At 41.7% G+C, this 18,793-nt stretch carries 16 protein-coding genes; 8 read left to right on the top strand and 8 right to left on the bottom strand.

All coding sequences use genetic code 11. The features are described from left to right. The first annotated feature begins 85 nt into the window (after window positions 1-85). The 3 genes from LA313_RS05335 to LA313_RS05325 all read left to right on the top strand — a co-directional run bounded on the left by LA313_RS05335 (window position 86) and on the right by LA313_RS05325 (window position 4,905). Window positions 86-3,070: a GEVED domain-containing protein gene (locus LA313_RS05335; RefSeq protein ID WP_228913644.1), complete on the top strand. Its 2,985-nt coding sequence runs from the start codon at window positions 86-88 to the stop codon at window positions 3,068-3,070. A 78-nt stretch (window positions 3,071-3,148) separates the two neighbouring features. Then, complete coding sequence (locus LA313_RS05330) at window positions 3,149-3,910, top strand: exodeoxyribonuclease III (RefSeq protein ID WP_228913643.1); 762 nt, start codon at window positions 3,149-3,151, stop codon at window positions 3,908-3,910. A 23-nt stretch (window positions 3,911-3,933) separates the two neighbouring features. Next, the gene (locus LA313_RS05325) at window positions 3,934-4,905 is read left to right on the top strand and encodes an OmpA family protein (protein ID WP_228913642.1); all 972 of its coding nucleotides are present in this window, start codon (window positions 3,934-3,936) and stop codon (window positions 4,903-4,905) included. Between the two features lies 1 nt (window position 4,906). On the opposite strand, the gene LA313_RS05320 is transcribed toward LA313_RS05325, so the two are convergent. The 7 genes from LA313_RS05320 to panC form a co-directional block, all read right to left on the bottom strand. Then, the gene (locus tag LA313_RS05320) at window positions 4,907-5,986 is read right to left on the bottom strand and encodes a peptidoglycan DD-metalloendopeptidase family protein (protein WP_228913641.1); all 1,080 of its coding nucleotides are present in this window, start codon (window positions 5,984-5,986) and stop codon (window positions 4,907-4,909) included. A gap of 127 nt (window positions 5,987-6,113) precedes the next feature. Continuing rightward, the gene (locus LA313_RS05315) at window positions 6,114-6,638 is read right to left on the bottom strand and encodes a GNAT family N-acetyltransferase (RefSeq protein WP_228913640.1); all 525 of its coding nucleotides are present in this window, start codon (window positions 6,636-6,638) and stop codon (window positions 6,114-6,116) included. Between the two features lie 35 nt (window positions 6,639-6,673). After that, on the bottom strand, window positions 6,674-8,038 hold the full coding sequence (gene radA, locus LA313_RS05310; RefSeq protein ID WP_228913639.1) for a DNA repair protein RadA: 1,365 nt from the start codon (window positions 8,036-8,038) through the stop codon (window positions 6,674-6,676). Between the two features lie 24 nt (window positions 8,039-8,062). After that, entirely contained in the window at window positions 8,063-9,208 is a 1,146-nt protein-coding gene (locus tag LA313_RS05305) for an alpha/beta hydrolase (RefSeq protein ID WP_228913638.1), read from the bottom strand. A 35-nt stretch (window positions 9,209-9,243) separates the two neighbouring features. Continuing rightward, window positions 9,244-10,209: a lysylphosphatidylglycerol synthase transmembrane domain-containing protein gene (locus LA313_RS05300; protein WP_228913637.1), complete on the bottom strand. Its 966-nt coding sequence runs from the start codon at window positions 10,207-10,209 to the stop codon at window positions 9,244-9,246. Window positions 10,210-10,212: 3 nt separating this feature from the next. Next, window positions 10,213-10,563 carry an aspartate 1-decarboxylase gene (panD, locus tag LA313_RS05295; protein ID WP_228913636.1) on the bottom strand — a complete coding sequence of 117 codons (351 nt, stop codon included), beginning with the start codon at window positions 10,561-10,563 and terminating at the stop codon, window positions 10,213-10,215. A gap of 4 nt (window positions 10,564-10,567) precedes the next feature. Next, entirely contained in the window at window positions 10,568-11,416 is an 849-nt protein-coding gene (gene panC, locus LA313_RS05290) for a pantoate--beta-alanine ligase (protein ID WP_228913635.1), read from the bottom strand. 107 nt (window positions 11,417-11,523) lie between these two features. Between panC and LA313_RS05285 the strand changes: the two genes are divergently transcribed. The 5 genes from LA313_RS05285 (at window position 11,524) to LA313_RS05265 (ending at window position 18,265) form a co-directional block, all read left to right on the top strand. Next, window positions 11,524-12,333 (top strand): glycogen/starch synthase, encoded by an 810-nt coding sequence (locus LA313_RS05285; protein ID WP_228913634.1) that lies wholly within the window; start codon window positions 11,524-11,526, stop codon window positions 12,331-12,333. A 14-nt stretch (window positions 12,334-12,347) separates the two neighbouring features. After that, window positions 12,348-13,913 carry a DUF4270 domain-containing protein gene (locus tag LA313_RS05280; RefSeq protein WP_228913633.1) on the top strand — a complete coding sequence of 522 codons (1,566 nt, stop codon included), beginning with the start codon at window positions 12,348-12,350 and terminating at the stop codon, window positions 13,911-13,913. A 3-nt stretch (window positions 13,914-13,916) separates the two neighbouring features. Next, complete coding sequence (gene glmS, locus LA313_RS05275) at window positions 13,917-15,767, top strand: glutamine--fructose-6-phosphate transaminase (isomerizing) (protein WP_228913632.1); 1,851 nt, start codon at window positions 13,917-13,919, stop codon at window positions 15,765-15,767. Between the two features lie 609 nt (window positions 15,768-16,376). Next, window positions 16,377-17,888: a F0F1 ATP synthase subunit beta gene (atpD, locus tag LA313_RS05270; RefSeq protein WP_228913631.1), complete on the top strand. Its 1,512-nt coding sequence runs from the start codon at window positions 16,377-16,379 to the stop codon at window positions 17,886-17,888. 86 nt (window positions 17,889-17,974) lie between these two features. After that, window positions 17,975-18,265: a F0F1 ATP synthase subunit epsilon gene (locus tag LA313_RS05265; protein WP_228913630.1), complete on the top strand. Its 291-nt coding sequence runs from the start codon at window positions 17,975-17,977 to the stop codon at window positions 18,263-18,265. A 317-nt stretch (window positions 18,266-18,582) separates the two neighbouring features. Here LA313_RS05265 and LA313_RS05260 read toward each other — a convergent pair whose 3' ends face one another. Next, the gene (locus tag LA313_RS05260; protein ID WP_228913629.1) at window positions 18,583-18,792 is read right to left on the bottom strand and encodes a helix-turn-helix domain-containing protein; all 210 of its coding nucleotides are present in this window, start codon (window positions 18,790-18,792) and stop codon (window positions 18,583-18,585) included. Between the last annotated feature and the right edge of the window lies 1 nt (window position 18,793).

Here is an 18,793-nt window from a genome sequence, read left to right as displayed (position 1 = left end):
AAAAAAGAACAATTCCTGCCGAATTGTTCTTTTTTTTGTTTCTACTCATTCTAAATCATTAAATTTAGAAGTTAAAGGTTCTTCCATGGTGAAAAATTACTTCCTTCTTTTGCTCCTCTTTTTTGCTGGTTTGCAGATTACTGCCCAGGACAAAGAAATCTTGGGGCCTATATCACAAGGGCTTTCAGAACCTTCTGTTTCTGCTCCACTTTCGGCGAAGGAATTGATTCCGGCAATTAGTGAAAGGAAGGAGGTAAATCCAAAGAACCGGACCGCAAATAGGGTGGTGCCGGGTAAAGGATTTCCGAAAGGTATAGATGCAGCACTTCAGGAAGAGAAGGGAGCTATTCCCTTAAAACAGGCAATTCTATCTTTTGATGCCGCCAATCTCTTTCATACACCGACAGATCCTACAGGGGCTGCCGGCCCCAATCATTACGTCAATGCCTACAATTCTGGATTTTCGGTTTTTGATAAACAGGGAAATGTGCTCCTGCCACCTACAGATCTTTCCTCCCTGGGAGGGGAATTTTCGGGAGAAAGACTTGGGGATCCCATAGTGTTATATGATCAATTTGCCGATCGTTTCCTTATCACCCAGTTTGCAGGATGTCCATATGATCCTACCAGGGGCTGTCCTAACAAGAATGATCCTACGAACGCATTGTTGGTAGCTATTTCACGTGGTCCCGACCCTGTGAATGATGGCTGGTACACCTATAGATTTGCCACAGGAACTTTCCCCGATTATCCAAAATATTTCGTGTGGAGCGACGGATATTATGTCACGACAAACCAGGACCTGGATGATCCCGAGATTACTGAAGTAGTTTATGTGCTGGAAAGAGATAAGATGTTGCAGGGAGAGGCGGCAAAGCATATAGGTTTTCCTCTTCCAAGGGTGAGAAATAATGGTTTTTACAGCCCTGCAGCTCTTAATGCTACCGGAAATGTGCCACCACCACCGGGGAACATGCCGGTGATTTATTTTCAGGACGATTCCTGGATGGGAGTGAATGTTGATCATCTAAAGATTTGGCTCGTTAACGTGGACTGGAACAACCTCCAGAATTCCACCATAAGGGAATCACAGGAAATTACACCTACCGAAGGTCTCACCCCTTTCAAAAGTACGTTTGATGGCGGCGGATTTTCAAATTTGCCCCAGCCGTTTGGAAGTCCCGATCTCGATGCGCTCCAGGGAGCTTTAATGTATCCAACCTCTTACAGGAGGTTTGACAGCCATAATTCGGTGGTTTTTAATTTTGTGGTTGATGTGGACCCTTCGCAGGCACAACATGCCGGAATAAGATGGTATGAACTGCGACAAACTGGAGAAAATCAGCCCTGGTCTATTTATCAGGAAGGGACTTATGCCCCCGATTTAAATGATCGCTGGTGTGGAAGCATCAATATTGACAAGCATGGAAATATAGGGATGGGATTTACTGTAGTTGATGATAATCCTGAAGCCCCCGTTCTTCCTTCTCTTAAGTTTACAGGTCGTTTCTTTAACGATCCTCCAAATCTCATGACCCTGCAGGAAGTAACCTTAATTGAAAGTACATCGCCAAGTGAAAGCAACAGGTACGGTGATTATGCCCATACCAGCATAGATCCTGTAGACAATGAAACTTTTTGGTATAACGGGGAATATTTTAGGCCCGGTTCCCGCCTGAATCGAGTGGGAGTGTTTAAGCTGGCTCCGCAGTTTACAAAAGATGTGGGGGTCACTCAAATAATTTCACCCGTATCCTCTACACTTTCAGCCAGTGAAAACGTTAGGGTAAGTATAAGGAATTTCGGAAGCCAGCCTCAAAGTAATTTTCCTGTTTATTTTCAGGTGAACGAGGGAGAAATTATCACCGAAACTTTTAGCGGTACTATTCCTTCAACAGATCAGGTGGAATTTACATTTTCAGAAACTGTTGATCTCTCAAATCCTGGTGAAGAGTACGAGATAACAGTGGGTACAGAACTGGAAGGGGATATGAATTCGGTAAATGATACTTTGTCTGCCAGGATCATTAATCTTCCACCAAAAGATATAGGCGTCACCAGCATCGTGCACCCGGAGACAGCCTCAAACCTGGGGGTAGAAAATATTGTAGTAACCATAGAAAATTTTGGAGGGGAATCTCAAACCAATTTTGATGTAGGTTACAGTGTCAATGGAGGTGATGTTGTTACCGAAACTGTGACTGAAGTTCTGGAAATAGGTGCTCAAATAACTTACACATTTAATAGCACATATGATTTTTCGGCAAATGGAAAATATACCATTGAAGCATCTACGTTTCTTGAAGACGACAGTGACACCAACAATGATGGGGTAATTGAGACAGTTGCCCAACTTAATTGTATTCCCGTAGGTTCCTCCTGTGCTTTTGGAGATGGGATCAACAGCTTCTATTTAGAAGATATTGTCAACGAAAATATATATTGTGATGACGGTTATAATAATTTCCTTGGCATCTCAACGAGACTTGATGTCAATAGGGAGATTTTCTCTGTTGGTGTAAGATCGAGTAGCAGCAATGAATTTTCCATGTGGATAGACTTCAATGATAATGCGGTCTTTGAACCCGAAGAGCAATTGGTAAGATCGGGTGATATAACTTCTTCTTCAACCGTTACAGTATTTGAATTCACTCTTCCCGAAAATGCGCCTTTAGGAGAACATATTTTGCGGGCCAGGGCAGGAGATGTGAGCTCAAGGTATGAAGGAGAGCTCAATGACCCCTGCAGTGTTATGGAATTTGGTACTACAGAAGATTATACCGTGGTGCTGGTAGATGGAATAAAGGAATCTGAATTACAGCAGGGAGAATTTATCATAAGTTCTTCCGAAGAGGATATTTTCGAACTCAACTTCACTACTCCTTACCAGCGCCCACTCTGGTTAACTGTACATGATATGCTGGGGCAGAAACTTGTGGAGGCGATGATTAAAAAAGGAGCGATTGGTTATGGTTACGTGCTCGATATGTCTTATGCAGCTTCGGGTGTTTACCTGGTGCGTATTGGTACCCGTGAGGAGGGGAAGGTAAAACGGATCATTGTTCATTAACTGCGGAAAACTCCCTTTCCAATTCTTCTGAAGAGCCATCCAAAAATGCTATTTTTGGGCAGCAATAAATTCAGAAGGATGAAGATCATTTCATATAACGTTAACGGAATAAGGGCTGCTATTAAAAAGGGATTTATAGACTGGCTCGAAAAGACTGATGCTGATGTAGTTTGCCTTCAGGAAATCAAGGCTACTCCCGAACAATTTGACCATGAACCCTTTGAAGATCTGGGGTATAAATACAATTCCTGGTTCCCGGCTGTAAAAAAAGGATACAGCGGGGTGGCTATCCTTAGCAAAGAAGAACCAAAAAATGTGGTCTTTGGAACAGGGATCGATTACATGGATTTTGAAGGCCGTAATGTAAGAGTGGATTTCGATGATCTGTCAGTGATGAGTCTGTACTTGCCATCGGGCACCAATATTGCCCGTCTCGACCATAAGCTCCAGTACATGGCCGATTTTCAGAAGTATGTTGATGAGTTAAAACAGGAGATTCCACATTTGGTGATATGTGGAGATTATAATATTTGTCACGAAGAGATCGATATTCACGACCCCGTGAGATTAAAGAACACCTCCGGATTTTTACCTGTAGAAAGAGAATGGATAGGAGATTTTATTAAAAGCGGATTCGTAGATTCCTTCAGGCATTTTAATTCAGATCCCGGTCACTACTCATGGTGGAGCTACCGTGCCGGCGCCCGCGGAAAAAATAAAGGATGGAGAATTGACTATAACATGGTAAGCGAGCCATTAAAGGACCGACTGGAGCGTGCGGTAATTTTACCCGAGGCACAACATAGTGACCACTGTCCCGTTCTTCTCGAATTAACTTAGATCAAACCAAACCCCTCTTTTTTATGAAAAGACATCTTTTTTTAGCTTTTGTAAGTAGTTCACTTTTTCTTACCTCTTGCGTTTCCTCTAAAGTTTACAAGGACCTCGAGAGCCAACATGCCCAGTTGCAGGAAGACAACCGGGAATTGTCCAGGGAATTTGAGGATCTGCAAGAAAGAAACCGGCAAAATGAGGCCGATTTGGCAGCCTTGCAGGCAGAATATGAACAGGTCATAGCCGAAAGAGACCGTTTACAGCAGGAGTATAACACCACGAAAACCAGTTATGAAAAGCTAAAGGCTTCGTATGATGCCCTTGAAGCTAACAGTTCTTCTGCTCTTGCTGAAAATTCAAAGAGAAACCGACAGCTTTTGGCAGAGCTGGATGCAAAGGAACAAGCACTACTTGCCGAAAAGACCCGTCTTGAAAAACTAGAGAAAGATCTTGCGGCACGTTCTAAGCGTGTAGATGAGCTGGAGAGTATGATTGCGGCAAAAGACGCAAAAATGAATGCCCTCAAAAATGCCATTTCCAAGGCTCTTGTGAATTTTGAAGGGAAAGGTTTAACCGTTGAGCAGAGGGATGGAAAAGTTTATGTTTCCATGGAAAACAAGCTTTTGTTTAGCTCGGGTAGCTGGGCTGTGGGTTCAGAAGGAAGAAGGGCAGTGCAACAGCTCGCCTCTGTTCTTGCTCAAAACCCCGATATTGCTGTTCTTATAGAAGGGCATACAGATAATGTACCTTATAATGGCAGCGGCCAGTTGACAGATAACTGGGATCTTTCAACCAAACGTGCTACTTCAATAGTTCAATTGCTGCGAGAGAATTCAAATATTGATCCGCAGAACCTCACAGCTGCCGGAAGAGGTGAACATGCCCCGGTTGCTTCAAATGAAACTGCCGAGGGTCGTGCTAAGAATCGAAGGATTGAAGTTATCTTGACTCCAAAACTGGATGAGATTAGCAGGCTTTTAGAAGAATCGGAATTCGAATAATTTAAAGAGGATTTGCAAGACTTTTATGGATGAAGAAATTTTCATCCTCTAGTCTTGCGTGATACCAGTCCTGTGTTTCTCCAAGGAAATTAAGGGTGTCATTGCTCTTTACCTGCCAGGCAACTTCTGCTTTGGTAGAAGGTCCTTTTCTAAGATTGGCAGTGCCGGTAGCTAAAAGGTATTCTGCATTAATTTTTTGAGTAAGGTTTTCCGGGGCGGGGGATTCATAAACGTAAGGTAATGGATCCTGCGCTCCGCGGAAGCCTTTATATACGCCGAAATGGAGATGCGGCGGAGTCGTTTTTGCGTTTCCTGTATTTCCTACTAAACCAAGGGTATCTCCGGGAGCTACTCTCATTCCTGGTCGGGCAATGATACTATCAAGGTGGGCGTAGTACAGTGAATTTCCCCGCTTGCTATCCCGCAGCCAAACCTGTTTTCCACCTAGACCTTTATTTCCTGTTGAAGAAATTCTTCCTTCGGTAGCCGCAAGGACAGGTGTTCCCCGGGGTGCAAAAATGTCAATTCCTTCGTGGCTTCTCCTGCCGCCATCTCGCGCAGCACCCCAAAAGCTTTGGACCGCAGTGTTGCCTTTTTCCGCTACCGGAAAGGTGTAGACAGGCTCTTTAGAAAGTTTAAGCTGAAAGCCTGAAGAGGCACCAATCTCCGGCTGAACAAGGAGCTTATAGATTCCCGGCTGTTCTGCCTCATGCTGAATTTTGGTCTCTCCAAAATCGGCTGATCGAAGGTGCTTATAACTAATTACTGAATCTATCTCCTGTTGGTAAAGATCTAAGAATACAAGAGAGTTTAAGGAATCCATATTAACATCCACTCTTAACCGTTCCCCGGGATTGAGGGAGATATTGTAAGTGTAGACTTCGGAAGTTGAAGCTGAAAAATTTCCTGCTTCCGAATAAGGAAGGGATACAGCTATACTGTCAAAAAGGGCTTTTTCAGAAGCTATTTTCCATTCTGAAAGAACAGCGGGATCTTTAGCGAATTCTTTTTCGTACTTTTCCCTTGCCGTGGGTTTTATAAAAATATCCTTGGCTTTATTTACTCCGGAACAAGATGCCATTAGCATCAAAGTCAACAAAAAACCAGTGCAGTAGAGGAGTCTTTTCTTTTTCACGCCAGCTAAAAAGCAGAAATTGTGCCAATTAGCGGTAGGATGAGGTCCAAAAATGGCCTTTTTGGAAGGTTTTTTACAGGAAGAGCTTCATGATCTTATCGGTTTGCTTATCATTGCCTACCATATAAGGATGTGTGCCACTGTGTTTAAAATTATTCCTTAAATAGAAGTTGATCGCCCTGATATTTTTCTCCCAGACTCCAAGCCAGAGGTATCTCATTTTTCGCTGTACAGCCATTTCTATCACCTCATCCAACATCTTTTGCCCAATCTCTTGATTCTGAAAAGCCTTCTTTACATAAAGTCGCTCCAGTTCCATCGCGTCTTCTTCCCGGAAATCTGTTTGTGCATCTCCAAGATTGATCTTAAAATAACCCACAGTCTCACCTTCAATTTTTCCGAAGTAAAACTCTGAAAGCGGATTCAACAACTCCAGGCGTAAATTCTCTTCGCCAAAAGCAGAATTTAGATAGGCTTCGAGATCATTTGGATTATTGTCGGCACCAAAGGCATCGGTGAATGTTTTCCTGCTTAGTTCCTTAAGCTCCTGAAGGTCTTTTGGAGAAAGCTTTTCTAAAATGACATTTTTGGCGGACATTTCTTCTAAATTTTAAAGGTGAAGATATGGCTCCTTTACCCAAATAAATAACTTACCACGTCTTCTATTTTTGATACTTTCTGAATATTTATTCCAAAGTTATTTTTCGGAAACTTATTTTGAGCAGAAACCACTATGCTGCTAAAACCTAATTTTTCTGCCTCCAGAATGCGCTGTTCCACCCGGGTAACCGGTCTTATTTCGCCGGCCAGTCCAATTTCGGCAGCAAAACTAATGTCTTTGGGTACTGCAATGTCTTCGTTGGAGGAGAGTATGGCTGCCACTACGGCAAGATCAAGTGCGGGATCATCTACAGAAATTCCGCCGGTAATATTTAAAAATACATCTTTTGCGCCCAGTCTAAACCCTGCTCTCTTCTCAAGAACGGCCAGCAGCATGTTGAGCCGCTTGGCATTATAACCGGTAGCCGATCGCTGTGGAGTGCCGTAAACCGCAGAGCTTACCAGGGCCTGTACCTCGATCATGAGTGGCCGCATCCCTTCCAGCGTTGCAGCGATGGCTGTACCACTAAGATCTTCTACATTTTTTGATATCAGAATTTCTGAAGGATTGCTCACTTCCCGAAGTCCGTTGCCCTGCATTTCATAGATACCCAGCTCATTTGTGGAGCCAAAACGGTTCTTATGAGCTCTTAGGATCCTGTAGACATGGTTTCGATCTCCTTCAAACTGAAGCACCGTGTCTACCATATGTTCCAGAACTTTTGGTCCCGCAATACTTCCTTCCTTGGTGATATGGCCTATGAGGATAACGGGAGTGGCGGTTTCTTTTGCGAACTTGATAAGTTCGGCCGTGCATTCCCTTATTTGTGAAATGCTGCCCGGCCCGCTCTCAATATAGTCGGTTTGAAGGGTTTGGATAGAATCAATAATGACAATCTCAGGTTCCAGTTTTTCTATTTGCTGAAATATATTCTGAGTCTTCGTTTCGGTCAGAATAAAGCACTTATCGGAATTTGGATTAATTCTCTGTGCCCGCATCTTAATTTGTTGCTGGCTCTCCTCACCTGACACATAAAGTGTCCTATAGGCCAAATTAAGGGAGATTTGAAGCAGAAGTGTGCTTTTTCCAATTCCCGGTTCCCCGCCGAGAAGGGTAAGGGAGCCCGGAACTATTCCGCCCCCTAAAACCCGGTCGAGTTCCAGATTGTTAGTCTTAAGCCGCTCCTCTTTAGAAACTTCAATTTCTGAAATTAGAAGCGGTTTTGATGTTTTCCGAAGGTCTGGAGCTGCCTCGCTGTTCCAGGGTTTTTTCTCGGTTTTTTGGATCACTTCTTCGACAAGTGTATTCCATTCGCGGCAGGAATTGCACTGGCCTTGCCATTTGCTGTGCTGCGCACCACAATTTTGACAGTAATACAGGGTCTTCGGTTTTGCCATTAGGGAGTTACTTCAAATGAGCTGCTAATAACCGAAATCCTGTTTAATTAAGTCAGCTTTTTTGAGCATAAAATCAATTGTAACAAAGGCAACCTCTTCTTTGCCGTAGGCACTCTGGTATGTTTTCATGGCTTTTTTTGGTCTTCCGTTAGCTTCATAGGAACGGGCGAGATAATAATCCCCCAGGGCCATGTGCGGGTACTGTTTTTGTGCAAGATTACCCAGTCTTTCTAGGTCATCCCATCTTTCCCGGTATTCCAGTGCCTTTCCAACTGCTAGAAAGTCATTGATTCTAACCAGCTTTTCAACACCAAAATTGTTATTGATTACCTCGTATTTTTCTATTAGATAATCAAAGGCAGAGTCATCCATTATGACCAGTTCATCATATTCCTTAAGACTTATTGGTTTGTAGGTCAAAAAAATATGTTCCAGGGCTCTCGGCAGTGCGTTCCCAATAAGGGTGTAATGAGTGGCGGCATCAAAATCATCAAAACGATAATGAAAATCTGGATTTTCTACCTGGGAAAGTTGTTGGTCCAGTGCCCTGATGTTCTTTTTTAGGTTGGGGACATCATTTGAACCGGTAGCCAGGTAGAACCATCGGGGAGCTTCGGCGGTTGAAAGTGCTTCAACAAGCCTGTTGCTCATTTCGGGAGCCAGATCGGGACTTAGGTTGATATAGGCGTGGAAAAGCGGATCGGGTTTAAAAAGGTAGTAGTTGATGAAATTCGAGGTATAATCGTGACCTGCAATAGCAACGAATTTGGATGTGCGGTAGGTGTTGTCAATAAAAGGAAGTAACTCCATTCCAAGAAATTCGAAGAACTGGGCTCCTTTTTTTTCCGGAAGAAAAGTATTGGGGTTATAAAGGCAATCATCATTCCTAGTGCGCACCTGGTTCACCCCTACTACTATAGATTCGGGTATTTCATCCCAATAGGAGTAATAATCAACATTTCCTGCCATTGGCTCAAAGAGATAGTCGCCGTCGAGAACAATGATCACCGGATATTTTTTACCTGTATTTTGATCGTAGTCCCTGGGTAATTGGATCTTCAGTTCCCGATTATTTCCCAGTTTCGAAGAGTTAATCGTCTTGTAAATAATTTGAGAAAAACTTAACTGTACAGCTAAAAAAAAGAGGATAAATAAGTATAATTTCTTCATATGCAATAGGTTTTTTTCCTAAAGCAATATAAATATTATTTCTTTTGGTTATAAATGGGGAGAATTAAGAAGGAAAGCCCCCCGAGGATCACTACCATCAAGGTTTGAGAGCCCCACATGATCCATCCAAATGCCTCTCCTGCCTGTTGATTTATACCAAAAAGCAACAGTACAGCACCCATTGCAATAGGGTAGACGCCTATGCCACCATTTGTGGTGGTAATGGCAAATGTTCCCACTATAAATGCAGCCATGAACCCTGCTATCGATAGAGAGTTCGTTTCGGGAATTGCAAATTTTATAAGGTAGAACATCAACAAATACATAGTCCAGATGAAGATAGTGTGGAGAATAAATTCTTTTTTCTTTTTCATCCTCACGATGCTGCGCATACCTTCTAATAAACCCCGGGCGAAATCTTTTATTTTTATCATAAATGGGTGACCCGATCGTCTTACCAGGTTGAGAAGGGTAACCCCTAAAATTACCAGGAGAATGAAAATCCCAATGGAAATAAATGGATTGATGTCATTATCCTGAAAATAAGTGACCAAGCCTTCAGTTTGGATAAGAAATCCAAAAGTTGTTATAAGTAGGACCATTGCAAGGTCGGCAATTCTTTCAGAAACTATAGTACCAAAGGCCTTATCGAAGGGGACGTTTTCATAAGTAGAAATTGTTGCACCTCTTAATACTTCCCCGGATCTTGGTACCCCCAGGTTTGCCAAATATCCTCCCATTACGGCCATAAAACTGTTGGCCAGGCGGGGTTGGTATCCCAGCGGCTCCAGTAAATACTTCCAGCGATATGCTCGTGAAAGATGAGATAGTATTCCACAAAAAACGCTTAAGAAAACCCATTTTAGGTCGGCAAGAAGAATATTATTCCACAGTTCCTCACGTTCGGCGGGAGTTGCACTGCTAAGAGAGTACCAAATAAGAAAAATCCCCAACAACAGGGGGAGAAAAGTTTTTGAAAACTTTAAAAGCTTTTTCTTCAAGATTTAATTGAGGAGATTGGTTTCTTCGTTTGGGAAAACGAGGGATGGCTTAAAATTTTTTGCTTCTTCCAGTTCCATAATAGCATATGTGATAAGGATCAAGATGTCTCCTTTTGCCACTTTGCGGGCTGCAGCGCCATTAAGGGTGATTTCCCCGCTGTTGCGTGGCCCAGGGATGGCATAAGTTTCAAGTCTTTCACCATTGTTGTTGTTAACGATCTGCACTTTTTCACCTTCAATAATATTGGCCGCATCCATAAGATCTTCATCAATAGTAATACTGCCGATGTAGTTGAGGTCTGCTCCGGTTACTTTTACGCGATGAATTTTTGATTTTACAACGTGGATTTGCATACTGTTAATTTAAAGCTATATTATCTATTAACCTGATATCGCCTGAATACGCGGCAATAAAGGCACGATACTTTTTACTCCTGTCTTCTTCCTGAATACTCACCAGGTCATCTGCATTGGCTATTTCGAAATACTCAAGGACCAGGGAGGGTTGTGATTTAAATCTTTCTGCCACCCAGGTGCTTATCTCCTTTGCACTTTTTGTGCCAAATTCGTCCTTTACCTGTTGCAGGATTTCATAAATGAAAGCAGCTGTTTGTCGCTCCTTCGGGCTCAACCTTTCATTGCGAGAGCTTCTTGCCAATCCATTGGTCTCCCGAAAAATTGGGCAGCCAATCACCTCAACATTCAGGCTCTGCTTTTCCACCAGTTTTTTAATGATCTGTAACTGCTGGTAATCCTTTTCACCAAAAAAGGCTTTATCGGGCTCAACCATTTCAAAAAGCCTTTTTACAATGGTGCCTACCCCGTTAAAATGCCCCTCTCGAAATCTCCCTTCCATTTGATGTTCCAACCCGTCAAAAGAAAACTCTTCCGAAGAAACAGTGTCACCATACATCTCAGACGCAGGAGGGGAAAAGACAATAACTTCTTCACTTATTTTTTTAATTTGCTCTACATCCTTATCCAGGGTGCGTGGATATTTTTGAAGATCGTCCTGATTGTCAAATTGCGTGGGGTTGACGAAAATACTCACTACTACTTTATCGCAGGTAGAAAGAGCTTGTTTAATCAAAGAGAGGTGGCCCTCGTGTAATGCACCCATTGTAGGTACAAAGCCTATGCTCTGCTGGTCATTTTTGAGAGCTCTAATTTGCTTTTTTAGAGCTTCCTTCTCCTTTAAAATCTGCATCTTATTCTAAAATTAAGGGCCTGCAAACTTAATATAATACTGGCAATCTGCATAAAATTTTGTATTTTTGCTTGTTTTTATTTTACAACAGCATTTAAAGTGATCCTATGAAAGATAAGAGGATATTGTACGTATCATCTGAAGTTATTCCCTACTTACCCGAAACAGAAATTTCATCTATGTCTTTTGAAGCCCCCAGAATGGTTAATAACCAGGGTGGACAAATCCGCATTTTTATGCCGCGTTTTGGGAACATAAATGAAAGGAGGCATCAGCTTCATGAAGTTATAAGGTTGTCTGGTATGAACCTGGTTATTAATGACCTGGATATGCCACTTATAATAAAGGTAGCGTCAATTCCAAAAGAAAGGATGCAGGTGTATTTTATAGATAATGAGGATTATTTTAAAAGAAAAGCTACCCTTACAGATGAAGAGGGGAATCTTTTTCCCGATAATGATGAAAGAGCCATTTTCTTTGCAAAAGGGGTCATCGAGACAGTGAAAAAACTCAACTGGTCACCGGATATTATTCATGTGAACGGGTGGTTGTCTTCCTTACTGCCACTTTACCTTCGCAACTACTATGGTAATGAGCCCTTATTTAATGAGGCGAAAATTGTGACTTCGGTATACAATCAGGACTTCGAAGGTACGTTAGATAATCAAATGCATAAGAAAGTATTATTTGACGGCTTGGAAAATGAACAGGTGAAACATTTAAAGAAGCCAAACTACGTTAATATCATGAAAACAGCTGTAGATAATTCTGATGCTGTTGTTATTGCAGGAGATAATATCCCTGATGAATTAAAAAAATATTTAAGTAAGCTTGATAAGCCAGTACTCGATTATAAGAACAGGGAAGAATTTGCCCAGGCTTATCAGGAATTCTATACCAACAAGGTACTATCATAATTAGAAGAAATTTGATGAATTTAAAGAATACAATGTTGAGAATAACAACAGTTGTAGCTGTTGTTATTTCGCTAATTGCTTGCGAAGATGATTTTGATACTTTAGGCAGCAGTGTTATTGGAGAGCCTGGATTTAATGCCGATCTATATGACGATGCGTTACTCTCTGCTCATTCTTATGATCTTCCTCCGGTACAAACCAATGGCTTGCCACTTAACCTCCTGGGGGTTTATGAGGATGAGGTATTTGGAACTCAGGAAGCCAGTGTGTTGTCAAACGTGCTGCTTTCCACTCCCAACCCATTCTTTGGAACAGAGCCGGTAGTTGACAGTGTGGTCCTTGCAATTCCTTATTTTTCTCATGAAACTATGGTGGATGAGGAGGTGACGTATGCTCTTGATTCTATTTACGGAAGTTCTCCTATTAGTCTTTCAGTTTATGAATCGGGGTACTTTTTAAATGACCTCGATCCTGAAGAAGATTTTGAGCAGTCCCAGAGATATTATTCAAATCTGGAGCCAAAGATCATGAGTAATATTAATCCTGAAGCACTTTACGAAAATGAAAGCTTTATCCCTTCTGCGGAAGAAACGGTTGAATATCCTGTAGATGAAGCAGGGGTGACAGATACAGTGAGAAAAGCACCTGCCCTAAGGTTAAAACTTAATAATAACTTTTTTCAGAATAAGATCCTGGACCAGGCGGGAAGTTCGGCTTTACTTAATCAAAGCAGCTTCAAAAATTACTTTAGAGGAGTTTATTTAAAGGCCGATCAGGTAAACAGCGGTGGCACGATGATGTTGCTTAACTTGCTTCAGGGAGATGGGGGAATAACCATTTATTATAAGACACGCATTGTTGATGTAACAGATGTTGACGAGGATGGTGATGTTGAGGATATGGTTGAGGTGAGAAGATCTTATAAACTTAATTTTGGCGGGGTGCGGGTCAATACTTTCGAACAGGAAGCCCCACAATTTGATGACGAAAATCTTTATTTAAAAGGAGGTGAAGGCGCTATGGCAATAATTGAATTATTTGCCGGGCCCGATGCCGATAATGATGGAGTTTCTGATGAGCTGGAGTTTCTGCGTGAGAACAACTGGCTTATAAATGAAGCCAATCTTGAGTTTTTTGTCAATCGCAATGAGGTAGGTGATGTTGATGAAGCAGAGAGGCTATATTTGTACGACCTTGATAATAATACGATTTTGGCCGATTACATCCTGGATTCTCCCGGGCAGGCCAATAAAACAACTTCAATATCAAATAATGGTCATCTGCAGCCATTGACCCGTGATGAAAACGGAAATGGCATTAGTTATAAAATAAGGATCACCAACCATATCGATAAACTTCTAAACCGGGATTCGACCAATGTGAAACTTGGTTTGGTAGTAACACAAAACATTAATTTAATTTCTACATACAAGGTGCTCCCTGCAGTAAATCCTGAGGTAGAAAGGGTACCCGGTAGTGCTTTGATCACTCCGGAAGCAACCGTTCTTTACGGCCCAAATGCACAAGATGAGGACAAGCGCCTCAAGTTGAATATTTATTATACAGAACCAAAGAGTTAGATTATGTGTGGAATAGTAGGGTATATAGGCCATAGAGAGGCTTACCCAATCGTGCTAAAAGGTCTTCAGAGACTTGAGTACAGAGGATATGACAGTGCTGGTATTGCACTATATGACGAGAAAGATTTAAAAGTCAGTAAGACTAAGGGGAAGGTTGCCGATCTAAAGGCAAAAATGGAAAACGAACTTGATAATACTTCGGGAACGCTGGGGATTGGTCACACCAGGTGGGCAACTCACGGGGTGCCAAATGACGTGAACTCGCACCCGCACCTGTCAAATTCTGGTAATCTAGTGATCATTCACAATGGGATTATTGAAAACTATGAGAGTCTTAAAAAGGAGTTGACCAAGCGTGGTTACAAATTTGAATCAGATACTGATACTGAGGTTCTGGTCAACCTTATTGAAGATGTTATAAAAAAGGAAGATGTTAAGCTGGGAAAAGCAGTGCAGATCGCTCTTAATCAAACAGTAGGAGCCTACGCTATTGCTGTTTTTGATAAACAAAAACCAAACGAGATCGTAGTGGCTCGTTTGGGTAGCCCGCTTGCCATAGGTGTTGGAGAGGATGAGTATTTTATTGCTTCAGATGCTTCCCCATTCATTGAATTTACAAACAATGCCATTTATTTGGAAGATGGAGAGATGGCAGTTGTAAGACGTACCAAAGGAGTTAAAGTTCGAAAGATCAAAGATGATACCCTAGTTGATCCTTACATCCAGGAGTTACAGTTAAACCTTGAGCAAATTGAGAAGAACAATTTTGATCATTTCATGCTTAAGGAAATCTATGAGCAGCCAAGTGCTATAAAGGATACTTACCGCGGAAGGTTGAATGCCGAAGAAGGATTAATTCGTATGGCGGGAATCGATGACAACCTGGAGCGTTTTTTAAATGCCAAAAGGATTGTAATTGTCGCCTGTGGAACTTCATGGCACGCCGGACTCGTGGCTGAATATATTTTTGAGGATCTTGCCCGAATTCCTGTGGAAGTAGAATATGCTTCAGAATTTAGGTATAGAAATCCGATTATTAATTCAGATGATATTGTTATTGCTATTTCCCAAAGTGGGGAGACGGCCGATACTATGGCAGCCATCAAGCTAGCCAAAGAAAAAGGAGCTTTTGTTTTTGGAGTTTGTAACGTAGTGGGATCTTCAATATCAAGAGAGACCAATGCAGGTGCTTATACTCATGCAGGGCCAGAGATTGGAGTAGCTTCAACTAAAGCTTTTACAACACAAATCACTGTCCTTACACTCATAGCTCTCAAGCTGGCCAAAGCTAAAGGAACTATTTCCAATACAGATTTTCACATGCACCTGCAGGAATTGGAAACAATTCCGCAGAAAATAGAAGTTGCATTGGAAGGGAACGAGCATATAAAAGAAGTTGCTTTCAAATACAAAGATGCCCGTAACTGCCTTTACCTTGGCCGTGGATTCAACTTCCCCGTTGCCCTGGAAGGAGCTTTAAAGCTCAAGGAGATCTCCTATATTCATGCTGAAGGTTATCCTGCTGCCGAAATGAAGCACGGACCAATTGCACTTATAGATGAAGAGATGCCTGTAGTGGTGATCGCTACCAGAAAAGGACATTATGAAAAGGTGGTGAGTAACATCCAGGAGATCAAATCCAGACAGGGTAAGATCATAGGGATCGTGACCGAAGGTGACACAAGTGTTCGTGATCTTGCAGATTATGTAATCGAAGTACCCGATACTATTGAGTCTCTTACGCCACTTTTGACCACTATTCCTTTACAGTTGCTTTCTTACCACATTGCAGTTATGCTTGGTAAAAACGTTGACCAACCAAGGAATTTGGCTAAGTCTGTTACAGTGGAATAAAATTCAATGATCAGTTTTTGATGATCAATGAACCTAAATAAAAAAAGGATGCTTTTTCAAAAAGCATCCTTTTTTTATTTAGCAGTTAAAAACCAGCGGTTTTCGTAAAAATAACCATTTGATCTGTATCCTGCTTACGCCTTTTATTTGAATGAATTTAAAGCTTGGAGATAGCAAATGCGAAACCAGTAGGGAGATTAGAAGAGCAAAACTTTTCTTTAGGTTAGGAATATAGAAATCCAGAACCCCATATATATTTAAAAATATGATCAGGAAAAGAATGGCCCGGAAAAAATATGTTTCAGCAATTTTTATCATGTCTGCATTTCCTGGTTTCTTGAACCAGACCTTATGAATTAAAAGTAGTCAATTTTCGATCCAAATTTCTTATAAAAAGGCCAAAAAAGTTGATTTGAATGTGTATTTTTTCTACGCGGAACTTAAGTAGCTGGCTATGATAAAAAAGTTATTATTTCTCTTAGAGACTTTTAGACAAAAAAACTATCTTTGCAGCCTGAAAAAGGCAATGGCTTTTCGTCATTTTACAAAAGTTGTTACTGGTTCTTTTTTAGTTATTTATAAAAACACACAATATTAAAGGAATAGATAATGTCTAAAGTTACAGGTAAAGTTGCGCAGGTTATTGGTCCTGTGGTTGACGTAAAGTTCGACTCAGAGAATGCTGAATTGCCAAGAATCTTTGATTCTCTTGAGATTGCCAGGAAAGATGGATCCATTTTGGTCCTTGAGGTGCAGTCTCATATTGGTGAGGACACAGTAAGAACAGTTTCTATGGATTCTACCGATGGTTTGAGCCGTGGAGTAGAAGTTCTTGCGACTGGAGCTCCAATCCAGATGCCAATCGGGAAAGAAGTTTTTGGTCGTTTGTTCAATGTGATCGGGGATGCTATTGATGGTCTTGGGAACTTGCCTAAGGCAAATGAGAAAGGTCTTCCAATTCACCGTGAAGCGCCTAAATTTGAAGATCTGTCTGTTTCTACAGAAGTATTATTTACCGGGATCAAGGTAATTGACCTTATTGAGCCTTATGCAAAAGGAGGTAAAATTGGCCTTTTTGGAGGTGCAGGGGTTGGTAAGACCGTTTTGATCCAGGAATTAATTAACAACATTGCAAAAGGTCACGGTGGTCTTTCTGTATTCGCAGGAGTTGGGGAAAGAACACGTGAAGGAAATGACCTTTTGAGAGAGATGCTTGAGTCTGGTATTATTAAATACGGTGATGACTTTATGCACTCTATGGAAAATGGAGGTTGGGATCTTGAAAAAGTTGATAAAACAGCTTTACTTGACTCAAAGGCAACCTTTGTTTTTGGACAAATGAATGAGCCTCCCGGAGCACGTGCACGTGTTGCTCTTTCTGGACTTACCATTGCTGAATATTTCCGTGATGGTGCCGGGGAAGGACAGGGGAAAGATGTTCTTTTCTTCGTAGATAATATCTTCCGTTTCACCCAGGCAGGTTCTGAGGTGTCTGCACTTCTTGGGCGTATGCCATCTGCGGTAGGATATCAGCCTACACTTGCAACAGAGATGGGTGCGATGCAGGAGCGTATTACTTCTACCAAGAATGGATCTATTACATCTGTACAGGCGGTTTACGTACCTGCAGATGACTTGACAGACCCTGCGCCTGCTACGACCTTTGCCCACCTTGATGCTACAACCGTACTTTCAAGAAAGATTGCCGAGCTTGGTATTTATCCTGCAGTGGATCCATTAGATTCTACTTCCAGGATCCTTACTGCCGATATTCTTGGGTCAGATCACTATGACTGTGCGCAGAGAGTAAAAGAATTGCTACAGAGATATAAAGAACTTCAAGATATTATCGCCATCCTTGGTATGGAAGAACTATCTGAAGAAGATAAACTTGCTGTATCGCGTGCAAGACGTGTTCAGCGTTTCCTTTCTCAGCCATTCCACGTAGCCGAGCAGTTTACCGGTCTTAAAGGAGTGCTTGTAGATATTAAGGACACCATCAAAGGATTCAATATGATCATGGATGGTGAACTTGATCACCTTCCAGAAGCTGCCTTTAACCTTAAAGGAACTATCGAAGAGGCTATCGAAGCCGGTGAGAAAATGTTAGCTGAAGCATAAGCGGAGAAATCCCAATACACAAATTCCAAATTCCAAAAGAACAAACTTTTGGAATTTGGGATTTGAAATTTGTAATTTAGAAAATTATGTACTTAGAAATAGTTACTCCTGAAGCCGTTTTGCTTAGCGCAGAAGTTGATTCAGTAAGCGTACCCGGGGTTGAAGGGCAGTTCCAGATGTTGAACAATCACGCTCCTATCGTTTCGGTGCTTTCTAAAGGAGAAATTAAAGTCTTTACTCACTCTCATCCCGTGAATTCAGAAGATCTGTCAAAAAGTTTCACTAGAGATTCAGGCGATAGTAAGGTCCTGGTTCTTCCTGTTGAAGGTGGCGTAGTTGAGATGAAAGACAACAAAGTCATTGTTCTGGCCGATTAAGCTGAACAAATTGTAAATAAAAAAACCTGTTGTGAAAGCAACAGGTTTTTTTGTTTTTAAAGGTTCCCTGATATGCCGCTCCTCCGGAGCTCTTTTCTCGGGTGAATCTTGTGTTCTACAAACTTGTCGCTCCTCCGGAGCTCATGATATTGAGCTAAAGCTCATGGGGAGGAGATTCTTTCTTCCTCCGGCTAAAGCCGGAGGCAATCCATAGACTAATATTTAGGGAAAGGAATTAATAGCCATGGGCTTCAGCCCGTGGTAAAAATAGATTTGGAAAAAGGCCTTAGCCCAATAGAACCTTCAGAGATATGAAGCTATGTTTCGTCCTCAAATTCCAATATATCCCCGGGCTGACATTCCAATTCTCTGCAAATAGCTTCCAGCGTTGAAAATCTCACTGCTTTAGCTTTTCCCGTTTTCAGAATTGAGAGATTTGCTGTTGTTATCCCAATCCTTTCGGCTAGCTCATTACTCTTCATATTACGCTTTTCAAGCATTGAATCGAGGTTTACAATAATGGGCATG

The organism is Salinimicrobium sediminilitoris, assembly GCF_020866905.1.
Classification (GTDB): Bacteria; Bacteroidota; Bacteroidia; order Flavobacteriales; family Flavobacteriaceae; genus Salinimicrobium; species Salinimicrobium sediminilitoris.
The sequence above is the reverse complement of the archived record's forward strand: the minus strand, read 5'-3'. Positions and strand labels throughout refer to the sequence as shown.